The sequence below is a fragment of the Amaricoccus tamworthensis genome (genome assembly GCF_049800875.1).
Taxonomy (GTDB): Bacteria; Pseudomonadota; Alphaproteobacteria; order Rhodobacterales; family Rhodobacteraceae; genus Amaricoccus; species Amaricoccus tamworthensis.
Map to the genome: position 1 here is coordinate 175,313 of NZ_JBNAFV010000003.1, position 16,251 is coordinate 191,563.

The 16,251-nt window shown below is 61.9% G+C and carries 21 protein-coding genes; 13 read left to right on the top strand and 8 right to left on the bottom strand.

Annotation, left to right across the window (positions count from 1 at the left end; translation table 11 throughout):
* Positions 1-42: 42 nt before the first annotated feature.
* Positions 43-1,281: a lytic murein transglycosylase gene (locus tag ACP15P_RS08110; protein ID WP_424927961.1), complete on the top strand. Its 1,239-nt coding sequence runs from the start codon at positions 43-45 to the stop codon at positions 1,279-1,281.
* Between the two features lies 1 nt (position 1,282).
* On the top strand, positions 1,283-2,065 hold the full coding sequence (locus ACP15P_RS08115; protein WP_424927962.1) for an NYN domain-containing protein: 783 nt from the start codon (positions 1,283-1,285) through the stop codon (positions 2,063-2,065).
* Between the two features lie 5 nt (positions 2,066-2,070).
* Here the strand turns inward: ACP15P_RS08115 and ACP15P_RS08120 are convergent, their stop codons facing one another.
* Complete coding sequence (locus ACP15P_RS08120; RefSeq protein ID WP_424927963.1) at positions 2,071-2,727, bottom strand: TetR/AcrR family transcriptional regulator; 657 nt, start codon at positions 2,725-2,727, stop codon at positions 2,071-2,073.
* A 192-nt stretch (positions 2,728-2,919) separates the two neighbouring features.
* On the opposite strand from ACP15P_RS08120, the gene ACP15P_RS08125 reads away from it, so the two are divergent.
* Positions 2,920-3,135 carry a hypothetical protein gene (locus ACP15P_RS08125; protein WP_424927964.1) on the top strand — a complete coding sequence of 72 codons (216 nt, stop codon included), beginning with the start codon at positions 2,920-2,922 and terminating at the stop codon, positions 3,133-3,135.
* A 60-nt stretch (positions 3,136-3,195) separates the two neighbouring features.
* Here ACP15P_RS08125 and zapE read toward each other — a convergent pair whose 3' ends face one another.
* Both zapE and ACP15P_RS08135 read right to left on the bottom strand, forming a co-directional pair.
* Positions 3,196-4,296 (bottom strand): cell division protein ZapE, encoded by a 1,101-nt coding sequence (gene zapE / locus ACP15P_RS08130; protein ID WP_424927965.1) that lies wholly within the window; start codon positions 4,294-4,296, stop codon positions 3,196-3,198.
* Positions 4,297-4,356: 60 nt separating this feature from the next.
* On the bottom strand, positions 4,357-5,085 hold the full coding sequence (locus tag ACP15P_RS08135) for an alanyl-tRNA editing protein (RefSeq protein WP_424927966.1): 729 nt from the start codon (positions 5,083-5,085) through the stop codon (positions 4,357-4,359).
* Positions 5,086-5,211: 126 nt separating this feature from the next.
* Here ACP15P_RS08135 and ACP15P_RS08140 point away from each other — a divergent pair, with 126 nt between their 5' ends.
* On the top strand, positions 5,212-6,453 hold the full coding sequence (locus ACP15P_RS08140; RefSeq protein WP_424927967.1) for an MFS transporter: 1,242 nt from the start codon (positions 5,212-5,214) through the stop codon (positions 6,451-6,453).
* Positions 6,454-6,456: 3 nt separating this feature from the next.
* Here ACP15P_RS08140 and ACP15P_RS08145 read toward each other — a convergent pair whose 3' ends face one another.
* The gene (locus ACP15P_RS08145) at positions 6,457-7,545 is read right to left on the bottom strand and encodes an AI-2E family transporter (RefSeq protein ID WP_424927968.1); all 1,089 of its coding nucleotides are present in this window, start codon (positions 7,543-7,545) and stop codon (positions 6,457-6,459) included.
* Between the two features lie 121 nt (positions 7,546-7,666).
* Complete coding sequence (locus tag ACP15P_RS08150; protein WP_424927969.1) at positions 7,667-8,179, bottom strand: PRC-barrel domain-containing protein; 513 nt, start codon at positions 8,177-8,179, stop codon at positions 7,667-7,669.
* Between the two features lie 264 nt (positions 8,180-8,443).
* Between ACP15P_RS08150 and ACP15P_RS08155 the strand changes: the two genes are divergently transcribed.
* Positions 8,444-8,857, top strand: coding sequence for a globin domain-containing protein (locus ACP15P_RS08155; RefSeq protein WP_424927970.1), 414 nt, complete (start codon positions 8,444-8,446; stop codon positions 8,855-8,857).
* Between the two features lie 6 nt (positions 8,858-8,863).
* Here the strand turns inward: ACP15P_RS08155 and trhO are convergent, their stop codons facing one another.
* Positions 8,864-9,790 (bottom strand): oxygen-dependent tRNA uridine(34) hydroxylase TrhO, encoded by a 927-nt coding sequence (gene trhO / locus ACP15P_RS08160; protein WP_424927971.1) that lies wholly within the window; start codon positions 9,788-9,790, stop codon positions 8,864-8,866.
* 112 nt (positions 9,791-9,902) lie between these two features.
* Here trhO and ACP15P_RS08165 point away from each other — a divergent pair, with 112 nt between their 5' ends.
* A complete protein-coding gene (locus ACP15P_RS08165) occupies positions 9,903-10,526 on the top strand; it encodes a chemotaxis protein CheB (RefSeq protein WP_424927972.1) in 624 nt (207 codons plus the stop codon).
* Here ACP15P_RS08165 and ACP15P_RS08170 read toward each other — a convergent pair.
* Both ACP15P_RS08170 and ACP15P_RS08175 read right to left on the bottom strand, forming a co-directional pair.
* Positions 10,516-10,875: a dihydrodipicolinate reductase gene (locus tag ACP15P_RS08170; protein WP_424927973.1), complete on the bottom strand. Its 360-nt coding sequence runs from the start codon at positions 10,873-10,875 to the stop codon at positions 10,516-10,518. The two genes, ACP15P_RS08165 and ACP15P_RS08170, sit on opposite strands and share 11 nt — an antisense overlap.
* Positions 10,876-10,969: 94 nt before the next feature.
* On the bottom strand, positions 10,970-11,500 hold the full coding sequence (locus ACP15P_RS08175) for a hypothetical protein (RefSeq protein WP_424927974.1): 531 nt from the start codon (positions 11,498-11,500) through the stop codon (positions 10,970-10,972).
* A 357-nt stretch (positions 11,501-11,857) separates the two neighbouring features.
* Between ACP15P_RS08175 and ffh the strand changes: the two genes are divergently transcribed.
* The 7 genes from ffh (at position 11,858) to rpmE (ending at position 16,163) form a co-directional block, all read left to right on the top strand.
* Complete coding sequence (gene ffh / locus ACP15P_RS08180) at positions 11,858-13,336, top strand: signal recognition particle protein (protein ID WP_424927975.1); 1,479 nt, start codon at positions 11,858-11,860, stop codon at positions 13,334-13,336.
* Between the two features lie 34 nt (positions 13,337-13,370).
* The gene (locus ACP15P_RS08185) at positions 13,371-13,694 is read left to right on the top strand and encodes a chorismate mutase (protein ID WP_424927976.1); all 324 of its coding nucleotides are present in this window, start codon (positions 13,371-13,373) and stop codon (positions 13,692-13,694) included.
* Between the two features lie 16 nt (positions 13,695-13,710).
* Positions 13,711-14,100 (top strand): 30S ribosomal protein S16, encoded by a 390-nt coding sequence (gene rpsP, locus ACP15P_RS08190; RefSeq protein ID WP_424927977.1) that lies wholly within the window; start codon positions 13,711-13,713, stop codon positions 14,098-14,100.
* Positions 14,101-14,233: 133 nt separating this feature from the next.
* Positions 14,234-14,755: a ribosome maturation factor RimM gene (rimM, locus tag ACP15P_RS08195; RefSeq protein WP_424927978.1), complete on the top strand. Its 522-nt coding sequence runs from the start codon at positions 14,234-14,236 to the stop codon at positions 14,753-14,755.
* Positions 14,748-15,536: a tRNA (guanosine(37)-N1)-methyltransferase TrmD gene (gene trmD, locus ACP15P_RS08200; RefSeq protein ID WP_424927979.1), complete on the top strand. Its 789-nt coding sequence runs from the start codon at positions 14,748-14,750 to the stop codon at positions 15,534-15,536. The genes rimM and trmD overlap by 8 nt, the downstream gene beginning before the upstream one ends.
* 13 nt (positions 15,537-15,549) lie before the next feature.
* On the top strand, positions 15,550-15,930 hold the full coding sequence (gene rplS / locus ACP15P_RS08205; RefSeq protein ID WP_424927980.1) for a 50S ribosomal protein L19: 381 nt from the start codon (positions 15,550-15,552) through the stop codon (positions 15,928-15,930).
* Between the two features lie 11 nt (positions 15,931-15,941).
* Complete coding sequence (gene rpmE / locus ACP15P_RS08210) at positions 15,942-16,163, top strand: 50S ribosomal protein L31 (RefSeq protein ID WP_424927981.1); 222 nt, start codon at positions 15,942-15,944, stop codon at positions 16,161-16,163.
* The last annotated feature ends 88 nt before the right edge of the window (positions 16,164-16,251 follow it).

The window sequence follows — 16,251 nt, forward strand, 5'->3', positions numbered from 1 at the left end:
TGGGTAGAATCAGGCGGCAGCACACCGAAGCGGAGACCACCTTTGAGGCCCCTATCTTTCAGCGCCGCCATCCTGTCCCTGATCATTGGAGGCTGTGGTGTTCAGGCAAATTCCACACCCGACAGCGGGCCCTCGCCCATGCACCGTTCGGTGAGCCCGCAGCCGGGCGATTTTGTCGCCTGGCGCGACGGTTTCCGCAGCCGTGCCATCGCCCAGGGCATTGCGCCCGCGACCTTTGACGCGGCATTTCGCGGTGTGGGTGTGAACCAGCAGGTCGTGGACCTCGACAGCCGACAGGCGGAGTTTACCAAGCCGATCTGGGAATACCTCGACACGGCCGTATCCGATGATCGCGTGGCGAACGGGCGCGCGAAACAGCGGGATCTGAATTCCATCATGGCGGCGATTGAAAACCGCTATGGGGTGGATTCGCAGACCGTGCTGGCGATCTGGGGCATGGAGACGAATTACGGCACGTTCCGGGGCGACATTCCGGTGATCGAGTCACTCGCCACGCTCGCATATGAGGGAAGGCGCAGGTCCTTTGCCGAGGAACAGCTTATTGCCGCGCTGCGTATCATTCAGGCGGGTGACATCACGCCAGACCGGATGCGCGGGTCCTGGGCGGGGGCGATGGGGCATACGCAGTTTATCCCGACGAGTTACCTGTCCACCGCCGTGGATTTCACGGGCGACGGGCGCCGCGATGTCTGGTCCGAGGATCCGACCGATGCGCTGGCCTCCGCCGCGAACTACCTGGCCGATGCGGGCTGGCAGTATGGCCAACCCTGGGGGCTGGAGGTGCGTCTGCCGCAGGGGTTCAACTGGGGCAGTGTTGACCAGTCGAACCGGCGTCCGGTGACCGACTGGACCAGCCGTGGCGTAACGCTTCTGTCCGGAGCGCCCCTGCCCGATTACGGGACCGGGGCGATCATTGCGCCGGCGGGTGTGAATGGTCCGGCGTTTATCGTGTACCAGAATTTCTACGTCATCAAACGCTACAACAACTCCACCTCCTATGCGGTTGGTGTGGGGCATCTGGGCGACCGGATTGCGGGGGGCGGTCCCTTTGTGCAATCCTGGCCGCGGGGTGACCGCAATCTGAGCCGGACGGAGAAGATGGATCTGCAGGAAAAACTGACCGCGGCCGGGTATGACACCGGCGGCACGGACGGAATAATCGGGCCGGATACGGCGGCTGCGATCCGGCGGTTCCAGGCTGACAATGGCATGACGCCGGACGGATACCCGTCCTCCCGCGTGTTGCAGGCGCTGCGCTAGGATGGCGGACCGGGCCCCAAAGCTGGCCGTTTTGATCGACGCCGACAATGCCTCGCCCAGGGTAGCCGACGGGCTGTTTGAGGAAGTTGCCAAGATCGGAGAGGCGAGCCTGCGCCGGATCTATGGCGACTTTTCCTCCGGCAATTCGCGCGGGTGGAGCAGCATCCTGTCCCGCCACGCGCTGTTGCCGCAGCATCAGCCGGCCTACACGACGGGCAAAAATTCCTCGGATATTGCGCTGGTGATTGATGCGATGGACCTGCTGCATTCGGGGCGGTTTGACGGGTTCTGCCTCGTGTCCTCGGACAGCGATTTTACACGGCTGGCGGCCCGCATCCGGGAACAGGGGCTGGATGTGTATGGCATAGGCGAGGCGAAAACGCCGGAGAGTTTCCGGCAGGCCTGTACGCGGTTCATCTTCTCGGAAAACTTCGCCAGCGTAGACAAGGAGACCGAAGGGTCGGGCAAATCCGCGAAACAGCCACTGTCGAAGGCCACGGACCTCATTGGCAAGGCGCTGGATCAGTTGGACGAGGATGCGGATGGCTGGTTCAACCTCGGTACGGTGGGGCAGCGGCTCAACAACCTTTCGCCGGAATTTGACACGCGGACCTTCGGGCATACCAAGCTGATCGACCTGATCACCGCGACGAAGAAATACGAGGTCAGCCGGGGCGACGGCTACGTGCGGATGCGGCCACAGAAACCGAAAGCCGCGGCAAAACCGGTCCGCAAGCGGACCAGAAGCACCGCCAAGGCGAAGAAAAAAGAGGACGCGGAATAGCGGCCTCACTCCACGGAATAGGCTTTCAAAAAGGCCCGGACGGCCATATCGGCTTTTTCGTCCAGTTCCTCCTCGGAATAGTGTTTAACGACGCCAAAGAGCGATTTGTAGAACACTTCCGCAGAGCATAATGCAAAAAACTGGTAGGCTGCGGCATTCGCATCCGGCACCGAGATTTCGCCGCGTTCGGCGGCAGCCCGTAATACCGGGGCAAGCCAGCGGCGGCCCTTGTCAGGGCCGGATTCAAAGAAGTTGATGCCGTATTCAGGTACGCGGGCGGATTCCGCCACGGCGGCGCGGAACATGCCCTGCATGAAGGGCGAGGTCAGGAGGCGGACGTGTTTCCTGGCATGGGCGCGCAGGAGTTCCTCAAGGGGGAGGTCGACGCTCCCCTGCTCCATCATATCCGCGTGGCGTTTGAAGTCCCGGCGCACGATCTCATTGAAAATGGCCGATTTGTCCGGGAAGTAGCGGTACATGGTGGCTTTGGAAATCCCGGCCTCGCGGGCGATGTCATCGACACTGGCCCCGCCAAACCCCTTTTCCAGAAAGACCTGGCGCGCGCCCTCAATAAGCTGTTCCAGCTTTTTGCGCGCACGCTCACCCATCTCACCGTCGGCGACGGCCACAGGGCAGATCGGTTTGTCTTCCGATGACTGCATTGTCCCTGACTGATCCTTTTTTGAACTCACGCTACGTGGGGCAATAACGCTTGTCCACAACCCTGCGACGCAGTACCTCAATAAAATGTGAACTGAACTGTTTCGTTTAGTCTTGCGCGACAAGTGATGCGATCCTATATCGAAATTAGAAACGAAACGGTTTCGTTTCAAAACATGAGTTGGAGAACAGCAATGACCAATTTTGCCAAATCCCTTGCCGTCGCCGGACTTCTCACCGTCACCGCCGCAGGTGCCGTATCCGCAACCACGCTGGGCGATCTTCGCGCCAGTGGTCAGATGTCTGAAGGTGCTTTCACCCAGCTGATCGCCGGAACGGATCTGACGGAAGCCGAAGCTTCCAACATGACCCTGGATGAGGTTGTTGCCGAGCGTTGGCAGGACGACTGAAAGACCTGGTTCGTCACACACCCGGACCAGACCTGCCTGGGCGGCCCCCCGCCCGGGCGTTCAGCCGCCCCAGTCCGAGCTTCGCATTTCTTCCAGCCGTGACACCGTGCGCTGGAATTCAAACGCACCGGCCCCATCGGTATAGAGCCGGTCCGGCTCGGCGGCGGCTGAACAGATAAACAGGATGCCCGCCTCATAGAGCGCATCCACCAGCGTCACAAACCGCTTGGCCTCGTTGTTGTTGGCCCGCGAAAGCGCTGGAATCCCTTCCAAAATCAGAACCCGCGCCTTCCGTGCCAGCGCCAGGTAATCCGCCGCGCCCAGGGGTTGACCGCAAAGCTCGTCGAAGGACATGCGCGCCACGCCCCGCACGAAACGGGGCACGGTGAAGACGCGGCCGTGGACCTCGATCTCCAGCGGCTCACCGGGGCCGGAGGCGTGTTTTTCCCAGGCCGCGTCAATTGCCTTTTCAGTCTCCGCGTCCAGCGGTGTGAAATAGACCTGCTCACCGCGGGCGCGGGCCAGGCGGTGATCCACGGGGCTTTCGAGCTTGTGGATGTCGAGACGTTTTTTGATGATCTCGATGAAGGGCAGAAACAGATGCCGGTTGAGCCCGTCCTTGTAGAGGTCGTCGGGATGCCGGTTGGAAGTAGTCACGACCACGACGCCGCGTTCAAACAGCTGTTCGAACAGGCGCCCGACCAGCATGGCGTCGGTAATGTCGGTGATCTGCATCTCGTCGAAGCACAGGAGCGTGGCGCTTTTGGCCACGTTCTCCGCCACAACCTTTACGGGATCGTCGCCTTTGCCACTTTTTCGGGCCGCGTTGATCTGTTCGTGCATCTCCTGCATGAAGGAATGGAAATGGACCCGGCGGCGCGGCTCGATGGTGGCGCTCTCATGGAAAAGGTCCATCAGCATCGATTTGCCGCGCCCTACCCCACCATAGAGATAGAGGCCAGGAACCGGCTCCTGCACGATGGTTTCGCGGCCCCAGCCGAAGAGACCGCGGCCGACCCGTTTTGGCTGGGACGGATTGTAGTCGCGCAGGCGGGACCACAGGAGTTGGAGCTTCTCCACGGCAAGTCGTTGTGCGGGATCGGCGTTCAGCTCGCCGCTGGCGACCATCGCACGGTATTTGACCAAAGGCCCCTGGCTCATGCGCGTGCCCTCCTGCGGCAGCGTCGGTTTGTCATATGCCCGGGGGAAACCACCCCGGCGCTATTCCACAAAATGCAGGTTGATGCGGCGGTTGTTTCGCCCCTTTTTCTCAACCTTGCCAATCCGCACCGGTCCTATTTCCGCCGTGGTCCGGACATGCGTGCCGCCACAGGGCTGAAGGTCCACCGGCTGATCCCCGGCGCCGATGCGCACCAGCCGCACGCGGCCCTGGCCGGTGGGTGGTTTTACGGACATGGTTTTTACCATCTCCGGGCGCGCGGCCATTTCCCCGTCGGAGATCCATTCATCCGTGACCGGGTGATCCGCCGTGATCATGTCGTTGAGACGCGCGGCCGCGCCCTCAAGGTCTTCGGGTGCGTCGGGCATGTCGAAATCGAGCCGGCCCTTGTCGGGTGTGATGGTGCCGCCGGTGACACCGAACGGGAACACGACGGAGAGCAGGTGCAGCGCGGTGTGCATCCGCATCAGGCGCAGACGCCGGTCGAAATCCAGCACCACGCGCACCCGTTCACCGACCTCCGGCAGGGCCGTGCCTTCCGCGACCTGGTGCAGCGTGCGGGCGCGGTCGCGTTCGGGGTGGATGGTGCCGGTAATGGCAACCTCCGTACCGTCGGCGCGCTGGCAGGTGCCGGTGTCCCCGGCCTGGCCGCCGGAGGTTGCGTAGAACACGGTCCGGTCCAGCTCGAACCCCTGGCCGTCCACCACCTCCGTCACCACCGCATCACATTCGGTTGCATAGGCGTCATCACGGTACAGGCAGTCGACCACGGTCTGGTTCTCCTCTCAAATCCTCCTGATCCCTACCAGCCTGCAACCCGGACGCAAGCGTCAAAAGGAAATTGACCAAAGCCCGGCAATCGGCGAGTGTCCGCGCCTGAATTTCAGGACATTAACATGCATAAAACTTCCGCGCCCCTGTTCACGCCCGTGCTTGTTGCCGCCAGCCTTATCCTGCTGGTGGCGTTCGGTATCCGTGCGAGTTTTGGACTGTTTCAGATCCCGATTGCCGAGCAGTTCAACTGGCCGCGGGCGGAATTTTCCATGGCCATTGCGATCCAGAACCTGGCCTGGGGCTTTGGTCAGCCGATTTTTGCCGCGATTGGTGAGAAATTCGGGGACCGGCGCGCGATTATTCTGGGTGCGATTGCCTATGCGGGGGGTCTGGCCCTTTCGGCCTGGGCCACGACGCCGCTGGGGCATCAGCTTTTGAATATCGTGATTGGTTTTGGCATCGCGGGCACGGGCTTTGGTGTGATCCTGGCGGTTGTAGGGCGTGCGGCGTCGGACGAGAACCGCTCCATGGCACTTGGCATCGCCACGGCCATCGGTTCGGCGGGGCAGTTTGCCGGGCCGCTGATCGCGGATGTTCTGCTGCGGTTCATGGACTGGTCCGGGGTTTTCCTCGTGTTTGCCGTTGTGGTGCTGGCGACCATTCTGCTGACGCCCATTCTGCGTGGGATTGAAAAGCCGTCGTCGGGGGATGATGGGGTTTCGATGATGAGCGCACTGAAGGAGGCGCTGAAGGATCCGAGTTTTACGTTCATTTTCCTCGGGTTTTTCTCCTGCGGGTATCAGCTTGGATTTGTGACGGCGCATTTCCCGGCCTTCATCACGGAGGTCTGCGGGCCGGTGGCGCCGGGGGGTATTCTGGACGGGCTGGGTATCAGCACGACCTCGGCCGTGGGGGCGCTGTCCATTGGGCTTATTGGAATTGCCAATATCGGTGGCACGCTGATGGCGGGGTATGTGGGCAAATACATAAACCGGAAATACGTGCTGTCGCTGGTGTATCTGGGCCGGACCATTGCCGCGACGCTGTTTATCATGACGCCGATGACACCCACGACGGTGATCGTGTTTTCGCTGGTGATGGGGTCGCTGTGGCTTGCGACCGTGCCCCTGACCAGTGGTCTGATCGCGCAGATCTATGGCGTGAAATACATGGGCACGCTCTATGGCATCGTGTTTTTCAGCCACCAGGTTGGAAGCTTCATGGGTGTCTGGCTGGGCGGGGAGCTTTATGACGTCTCCGGCACCTACAACCTCGTCTGGTGGGTTGGCATCGGGGTTGGGGCGTTTTCGGCGCTTATCCACCTGCCGGTGCGGAACACGCCGCTGCGCATGGCGGCGGTGTAGGGGTCAGGCGTCGGCCTTCTTCTCCGTCTCCTCCACCGGGGGGCCGGAGAGAAGCCTGGAGAGCCAGGCGAGGCCCTCGACCTCGTCTGAGATTACCTTGATCATCACCAGAATCGGCACGGCCAGCAGCGCGCCGGGTATACCCCAGAGCCAGGACCAGAAAATCACCGCGAGGAACACGGAGACCGCGTTCAGCCTCAATCGCATTCCGAGCAAAACTGGGGTAACGAACTGTGCCTCCAAAGTGGTCAGAAGCTGGTAGAGCGCGGGCGCCAGAAAGGCGTAGGACAGGCTCTCAAACGTCACGATCGAGAAGGCCGCGACGCCGAAGGTTCCGATCAGCCCCCCGACATAGGGAAGGAAGTTCAGAAAGAACCCGGCGACCGCCCAGGCCGGTGCATACGGCATGCCGACGAGGTACATCGCGATGCCGATGGACAGGCCCAGACCGGCATTGATAAGCGTGATGGTGAAGAGGTAGTGCGACATGCTGCGCTCGATCACCATGATGATGGCCGAGGCGTCGGTTGGCTGACCGCGCGACCGGCGGCCAACGGCGGCGGTTCCGGCCTGGGGCAGACCGCCCGAACCCAGCAGGAACACCGCGAGCACCATGCCCACGGCGAGCGATGTGGTGAAACTGGCGAAGGTGCTGACGGCGGTGGTCAAAAGTCCGGGCTGATCCACCACCACGGCACGGGGCTCCCCGCCCTCCTCAGCCGAGACGACCATCTCCTCGACCTGTTCCGAGGCCTGGCGCACATGCTCAAACGACTCAATAATGGCCCGTAGTTTGCCGCGCAGTTCCGCCATGATCACGGGGATTTCGTCAAACCAGATGGTGACCGCCCCGCTGAAGAAATAAACCGCCGCGGCGATAATCCCGAACAGCGAGAAGATGATCAGCACCGCCGCCACCGGGGGCGGACACCCCACCCGCGAACAGGCCCGCACGGTTGGGCCGAGGGTGAGGGCCAACATCAGGCCCAGGACGACGGGAAGGATAATATCCTTGGCAAAATAAGCGGTTGCGAGCGCCATAAGGACGAGCATGCCGCACAAAAGGCGGTTTGTGGTTCTCAACTCATCCATAATCGGTGCGCCCCCGCGGTGTGATTATTGTTGCCTGAATTCAGGTCTGCCACGAAAACCGGTGGCCCCATACAAAAAAAGCCGGGCCCAAAGGCCCGGCCAAGTCAAGGGAGGTCAGTAATTACCCGTCGTATTCCGGCTGGTTTTCCAGTGCTTCCTCGGTGCTGTCGACATAGACGCGGAAGTCGCTGCCGTCATCGGGACGCATGATTGTCAGCTCGTCCATCGTCAGTGCCACGGCTTTTTCACCAAGGCCCAGGAAGCCACCGACTTCAATTACGGCACGGTCGATCTGGCCGTCATCGGTCAGCAGAAGCTCGCCAATCTCGCCTACTTCCTCATCGTTGACGCCGTATACGGCCGCGCCGGTCAGGTCGTCAGCGGTCAGTTCCTCGGCTTTAGCGGCCTCGTAACCATCCATCGAGATTTCCGGTGCTGTCATCATTTCGCGGTCACCCTCAGCCATGGTCGGAGCGGCGGGATCAACCATTTCACCGTCGGTTGCAGGCTCTGCTGCCGGTTCCATTGCAGAGTCCTGCTCGATGAGCGGCTCGCCAGCGGAGTCGGTTGTGTCTGTCTGGGCGTAAGCGAAACCGCCAAGAAGAAGTGCGCTTGCGGCTGTCGTCGTAATCATCAGATTTCTCATTTTCTGCCCTTTCTCTCTCTGTTTTGCCGGGATCCGTTGTCCCGGCCCCGTCATGTCCTACAAACACGTGAGCGGCGAAAAAGGTTCCCGGGGTGCATAAAAATTTTGCACGTTAAAAACCCGCCCTGATTGAACCGGCCGCGCGCGGTCGCGCGGGAACGGACACGACCATCGAGCGTGTGCGGCTTGTGCCATATCAAGGCGGCGGGGCGGGAATCGTGTCATGCAGGTCCAGCAAGGCAGGAGGTAGGCATGACCCTGACAGACGAACAGATCCGGCTCATCAAGGACAGCATTCCGAAGGTCCGCGAGCATCTCAAACCCGCATCCACCGATTTTTACGAGACCCTGTTTTCCATTGACCCTGGGCTTCGTCCGATGTTCCGCGAGGATCTTGCGGGCCAGGGGATGAAGTTCTTCTCGACCCTGAACACCATTGCGTTTCTGCTCGACGATCCGGAATCGCTGGACAACGAGTTGAACGGGCTTGCGGCCTCCCACAGCGCACTCGGGGTGCGGCGGGAGCATTTCGAGCCGATGGGCTCGGCCCTGATGATCACGATGGGGGAAACCCTGGGTCCCGATTTCACGCCGGAACTGCGCGACGCGTGGCGGGCGGCGTTTGCGGAAATCCGGGACCGGATGGTGGTGCTGGCCGACGCCTGACCGAAGCTAGTCCGTGGAGCGGCCACCGCCGGCCATGTGTGCCTCACCGCGTTCGCGGGCGAGGCGGATCTGGCGCTGACGCTCGCGGAACCGTTCCTTCGCAACCCCGTCATACTCATCGACGCAGGCCGGGCAGGACACGCCCTCCTCAAACACCTCCGAGGCCTCATCCCCGGCCGAGATCGGCCGGCCGCAGGCGTGGCAGAGGCGGTAGTCACCCTGGACCAGCCCGTGCCCGACGGAGACGCGCCCGTCAAAGACGTAGCACTGCCCGTCCCAGAGGCTTTCCTCTTCCGGCACCTCCTCGAGGTATTTCAGGATACCGCCCTTGAGGTGATAGACGTCCTCGACGCCCTCATTCATCAGGTAGTTGGTCGATTTCTCACAGCGAATGCCGCCGGTGCAGAACATTGCGACCTTCCGCCCCGCGAACCGCTCCTTATTGGCCTGCCACCAGTCGGGAAATTCGCCGAAGGATTTGGTGTTGGGATCAACCGCGCCCTTGAAGGTTCCGATGCCGACCTCGTAGTCGTTGCGGGTGTCGATCACCACCACGTCATTGCCGCGGATCAGCGCGTTCCAGTCCTTCGGCTCCACATAGGTGCCGACATGCGCGGTCGGGTCGACGCTGGGCTGGCCGAGGGTGACGATCTCCTTCTTGAGCCGCACCTTCATGCGGGCGAAGGGCATCAGGTCGGCGGAACTTTCCTTCCACTCCAGGTCCGCGCAGCCCGGCAAACCGCGCAGATGCGCCAGAACCGCATCGATCCCCGCGCGGGTTCCGGCGATGGTGCCGTTCACGCCCTCATGGGCCAGCAGGAGGGTTCCGCGTACGCCCTCGGCGTCGCAAAGTGCGCGCAGCGGCCCCCGGATGGCCTCCGGGTCCTCAAACGGCGTGAATTTATAGAGTGCGGCAACAACGATGTCTGACATGGCACGCCCATTACCAACACGCGGGCGCTCTGCCAAGCACCCCTGAATTCGCGGTTCTCATGTGGGTCGTGCCGTGTAATGATCGGAAACCGACCATACGGGGAGAGCAGGCTTGAAACAGGAAACCATCAGCACCAGGGATGACGGCGATACCGGTTTTCGCCATGTCGTGGTGATTGGCGCCTCCGCCGGGGGTGTTGAGACGCTGTGCGACCTGGTGCCGCTGATCCCGCCGACGCTGACGGCACCGGTGGTGATTGCGCTGCACACCCGCCCGCCGAGCCGCCTGGGGCAGATCCTGCAGCGTGAGGCCAGGGCGCCGGTTGTGACGGTCACCGAGAGCCTGCTGATGCGACCGGGGCATATCTATACCTTCACCGCCGAGGCGCAGCCGTTTTTCCACGGCAACCGCATCATGCTGGAGGAATATGGCGACCGCAGGGGCTTCCGTCCGTCCATCGACGTGCTGTTTGCCTCCCTTGCGGATGTGTATGGGGAACACGGGATCGGCGTGGTTCTGTCGGGGACCATGCATGACGGCACGCTGGGGGCGCAGATCCTCGACACGGTGGACGCCAAAATGCTGGTCCAGTCGCCGGATGAGGCTCTGTTCAGTGCCATGCCGGAAAACGTGATCCGCGACGACCACCCCGACGCCATCCTGAGCATCGACCGCATTGCGGAGCGGCTGATTGAACTGGCGGGGGAAACGACCCCGGCCCGGGTCAACGTTTGAGCGAAAACTCCGCACTGTCCCCGGCGCCACGTTCCGCCGTGAACCGGATTGTGTCGCCCGCCGCCGACACGGTCTGGCAGTCCCAAACGATTTCGCGGGAGCCCCAGGTCATCTCGCGACAGAAATAGTCGCCATCCCACTGCCACCGGCCCTGGATGTCGTCAAAGGCACCCGTGCCGCTGATCCGCCCGTCGCCGGTGACGGTCAGCTTGACCAAAGGCCGCGTCAGAAGCGCGCCCTCCACGACCTCGCGAAACTTCGCCTCCGTCTCGATCCGCACCAGCTGCGCCATCCCCGGCCCCGCCTGGAACGCCATCAAGGCTGCCAAAACGCACATGGTTTTTTTCATCGGTAACCTCCCGTTGTTGGGAGAATACGCTCAACCCTCCGAACTGGATCACCTTTTCCGTTCGGAGCAACGATGTCAGCAGATCATTGGGAGATCACCCACACCTGATATCCCTGTGGCTTTCGTTTAGGATTAGGGCCTGCCCATCGATTCGGTTCCCGGAATAGTCATAGACCTGGAAAGACAGATAAGCCGACAGCATCGCGGGATCGAAGCGCAAGGCCAATGCCCGGCCCGATCTCGGGTCAGAAAACGGGAAGGCCTGCGTGACCGTTGCTGTGTAGTCTCCGATTGCGGTGTTACCCCCGCGTATGAAACGGTCTCCATCACGGTAAACGATTGTGGCAGTTTCGGGCGCATCGGTTACGCTCAATCCTTCGTCACCGGCCATTTCAATCCTGATTTCCGCGACACCTCCGCTGTCGTACGCGCTGATCAGCAGGCTCAGTGGGTATCGCCTGGTGAGATGGTAGTTGATGGGCCAGTTGAAATCTCCCCGCCCGAAGATGATCGGCCTTTCCCCGTCATCGCACTGTCTGGTATCGATTTCCCGATCCGGATCGTTCGTTAGCAGAACAAACATGCGACCGTCGTTGATCTGCAACGTAACCTCGGGCCGCTCCATGTCACTACCGGGATCAGGTATGGTTGTCTCGCAACCAGCCGCTGCAACGAAAGTAAGTAAAAGTATGGAACAATGCTTCATCGAAAACTCTCTTTTTCTGTCGAAAGTTTTGGATAGTTTCTAAACTATACATGAAAATCGCCAGAAGGTCAATTATTTGGGCCTTTCGGGCGGAACCATCCCCACCCCTTGACCCCTCCCGCAAAACCCACTATGCCCCGCGGCGATACCCGGAGTCCGTGAACACTCCGGTCCCGTGGTTTGCGGGATCGCCGTCGGTCAGCGCGTTGCGCCCACCGGCGTTTTTCTGGTTTTGCGCATGGGTGCCCCCATGCGTCGCGGCAAATGGAGACGCGCATGTTTGAAAATCTGTCCGACAGGCTTTCCGGCGTCTTCGGAAACCTCACCAAGCAGGGTGCGCTGAGCGACGAGGACATTTCGCTGGCGCTGCGCGAGGTGCGTGTGGCTCTGCTGGAGGCGGATGTGTCGCTGCCGGTGGCCCGGGACTTCATTAAAACCGTTGGTGAGGCCGCCAAGGGCCAGGCCGTCACCAAATCGGTCACCCCGGGTCAGCAGGTCGTCAAGATCGTCCATGACGCGCTGATCGCGATGCTGGCCGGTGACGATGCCAATGCCGGTGCGCTCAAAATCGACAGCCCGCCCGCCCCGATCCTGATGGTCGGTCTGCAGGGGTCGGGTAAGACGACCACCACCGCCAAACTCGCCAAGCGTCTGAAGGACCGTGAGCACAAGCGCGTGCTGATGGCCTCGCTCGACACCCGCCGCCCCGCCGCGATGGAGCAGCTGGCGGTTCTGGGTACGCAGATCGGCGTCGATACCCTGCCGATCATTCCCGGTCAGGATGCGGTGTCCATCGCTAAACGCGCCAAGCAGCAGGCGACGCTGGGCGGCTATGACGTGGTCATGCTCGACACGGCGGGTCGTCTGCACGTGGATGACGAGCTGATGGCCGAGGTTGAGGCGGTGCGGGACGCCGCCAAACCCCATGAGAGCATTCTGGTGGTCGATGGCCTCACCGGTCAGGACGCGGTCAACGTGGCCGAGCAGTTCGACGGACGTGTGGGCATTTCCGGCGTGGTTCTGACCCGTATGGACGGCGACGGACGCGGCGGTGCGGCCCTGTCCATGCGCGCGGTCACCGGCAAGCCGATCAAGTTCGTCGGTCTTGGCGAGAAAATGGATGCGCTGGAGGAATTCCACCCCGAACGCGTCGCTGGTCGCATTCTCGGCATGGGCGACATCGTGTCGCTGGTGGAAAAAGCCCAGGAAACGGTGGAGCAGGAAGCCGCCGAGCGCATGATGAAGCGGTTCCAGAAGGGTCAGTTCAACATGAACGACCTGAAGAGCCAGCTTGAACAGATGATGAAAATGGGCGGCATGCAGGGCGTGATGGGCATGCTGCCTGGCATGGGCAAGATGCAGAAGCAGATGGAGGGCGCGGGTCTCGACGACACCATGCTGCGCCGTCAGATCGCGCTCATCAACTCCATGACCAAACGCGAACGCCGCAATCCGCAGATCCTCCAGGCCAGCCGCAAGAAGCGCATTGCCGCCGGTGCGGGCATGGAGGTGTCGGAGCTCAACAAACTTCTGAAAATGCACCGCCAGATGGCGGATGTGATGAAGAAGATGGGCGGCAAGAAGGGTCTCAAGGGCCTGATGCGCGGCGGTCTTGGCGGGTTGATGGGCAAGGGTGGCGGCATGCCTCCCGGTGGAATGCCAGGCGGGATGCCCGGTGGCATGCCTGGTCCGGGCGCCCTGCCCCCTGGCATGAGCCTGCCCCCTGGCCTCGGCGGACTGGGGAAAAAGAAATGATCATGATCGCACCCGTATCCCGTTGGTGGCGCGCATGAGTGACGTCGTCGAGAAAGCCGCCGAAATCCTCGCAGGCCACCGCAACAGCATCGACCGGCTGGACGCGATCCTCGTGTTCACGCTGGCCGAGCGGTTCAAGCACACCCAGGCCGTTGGCGTGCTGAAGGCCGAGCATGAGCTGCCCCCGTCCGACCCGTCGCGGGAGGCGCGGCAGATCGAACGGCTCGAACGGCTGGCGGCGGAAGCGGATCTCGACCCGGATTTCGCCAAAAAATTCCTGAACTTCATCATCTCGGAAGTCATCAGGCACCACGAACACATCAGTGAAAACGGGCACACGCCCAAAAACCGGACATGAACAGGAGACAACACCCATGGCCATGAAAATCAGACTCGCCCGCGGCGGTTCCAAGAAACGCCCGTTCTATTCGATCGTAGCCGCCGACAGCCGTATGCCGCGCGACGGCCGTTTCATCGAGAAACTGGGCACCTACAACCCGCTTCTCGCCAAGGACAACGAAGGCCGCATCGTGATGAACGCCGAGCGTGTTCAGTACTGGCTCGACCAGGGCGCACAGCCGACCGACCGCGTGAGCCGTTTCCTCGAGTCCGCCGGTGTTCTTGACAAGAAAACCCGCAACAACCCGAAATCCGGCACGCCGGGCAAAGCCGCCCAGGAACGCGCCAAGGAAAAAGCCGACAAGCTGGCTGCCGCCTCCGAGGCTCCCGCTGAGGAAGCAACCGAGGAAGCCGCAGCGGAATAATCCGCTGTTCCGGGGGATGGCCCGCCCTTCCCCGGGGTCTGACCTGATCGCGGCCCCTCTCACCCGTCCTGCCCTTCTGGCGGTTTCAAACGGAGTGACGGGGCCGTGGAAACCATAAGCCCGGTGCCCGCCCATGCCCGCTGACAAATCCCTCGTCTGTCTTGGTGCCATTGCCGGTGCCTGGGGTGTGCGCGGCGACGTGCGACTGAAAAGCTTCTGCGCCGATCCCGCCTCCATCGCGGAGTATGCCCCGCTGACCAGCGAGGACGGCCGCAGTTTCGACATCCGCATCGTCAAGGCCATCAAGGGCGCGTTCGCGGCCCGGCTCTCGGGTGTGACCACCCGCGAGGAGGCTGAGGAGCTGAAAGGCACGCGCCTCTATGCCCCCCGCGCGCGCCTGCCGGAGCCGGAAGAGGACGAGTTCTATCACGCCGACCTCATCGGGTTGACGGCCATCGACACCGGCGGCACGGAAATCGGGCGTGTAGGCGCGGTGATGGATCACGGCGCGGGCGATATCCTGGAAATTCGCATTCCGGGCCAGAACGCGCTGCTGATCCCCTTCACTCTCGCGACCGTGCCTACGGTGGACATTGCGGGCGGACGCATCGTGATCGACCCGCCGGCGGAGATTTTGGGCGACCGGGATGACTGACGCCGCCTGGACCGCCAAAGTCCTCACGCTTTTCCCCGACATGTTCCCCGGCCCGCTTGGCGCATCGCTGACCGGACGGGCGCTGGAGGACGGGCACTGGAACCTCGAAACCTCCTGCATCCGCGACTTTGCCACGGACAAACACCGCAGCGTCGATGACACGCCATCGGGCGGCGGCGCGGGCATGGTTCTGCGCCCGGATGTGGCGGCGGCGGCAATTGATGCGGCGGAAAGCGGACACTGCCGCGAGGACTGGCCCGTGATTTACCTCTCGCCGCGGGGCAAGCCTTTCGACCAGGCCGATGCGGCGGCTCTGTCGCGCGGCAAGGGGGTTACGCTTTTTTGCGGGCGATTTGAGGGACTTGACGAGCGGGTTATTACGTCACGCGGGCTTCGCGAGGTCTCGCTCGGCGACTTTGTGATGACGGGTGGGGAAATTGCGGCAATGGCCTTGATTGATGCCTGCGTTCGCCTTATACCGCGCGTCCTGGGCAATCCTGAGTCGTCGGTCGAGGAATCATTCTCCTCCGGCCTTTTGGAGCACCCTCAATATACCCGCCCGACCACTTGGGAAGGTCACACGATACCCGAGGTACTCCTCTCGGGACATCATGGCCGGATTGCCGAATGGCGGCAAACCCAGGCGGAAAGGCTGACCAAGGAACGTCGTCCAGATCTCTGGCGGGCCTATGTGGGCGAAAGCGGCCCGCATATGCGGCACCCGGCAGGAGAGGCAGAGCAATCGGACGCGCAGACCACCGCCGGTAAAGGCGGGCAGTAGAAGGACGAGACCGATGAACATCATCGAAACGCTCGAGGCCGAACAGATTGCGGAGCTCGGCAAGGACATTCCGGATTTTTCTTCCGGCGACACGATCCGCGTGGGCTACAAGGTGACCGAGGGCACCCGTACCCGTGTGCAGGCCTATGAGGGCGTCTGCATCAGCCGCAACGGCGGCGACGGTATCGGCGCGGCATTCACCGTTCGCAAAATCTCCTTTGGTGAGGGCGTCGAGCGCGTATTTCCGCTCCACTCGCCAAACATCGAAAGCATCACCGTGGTCCGTCGCGGCCAGGTCCGTCGCGCCAAGCTCTATTACCTGCGTGAGCGTCGCGGTAAATCGGCCCGTATCGCTGAGAAAACCAACTACCGGCCGAAAAAAGAGAAGGCCTGAGGAGAGCTCCGATGAAAAAAGACATCCATCCCGACTATCACACCATCGAGGTCAAGCTCCTCAACGGCGAAACCTACACCACGAAATCCACCTGGGGTTCCGAGGGTGACGTGCTGAACCTGGAGATCGATCCCAGCGTTCACCCCGCATGGACCGGCGGCTCCGCCCGACTGATGGACACCGGTGGCCGGGTCTCCAAATTCAAGAAGAAATACGAGGGTCTTGGCTTCTGAGCCTTCCCCGAATCATCTGATTCAACTAGATATGGTGGCGTGTTCCCAACGGGGATGCGCCATTTTGATTCTTAGCGCAGGTTTCGCG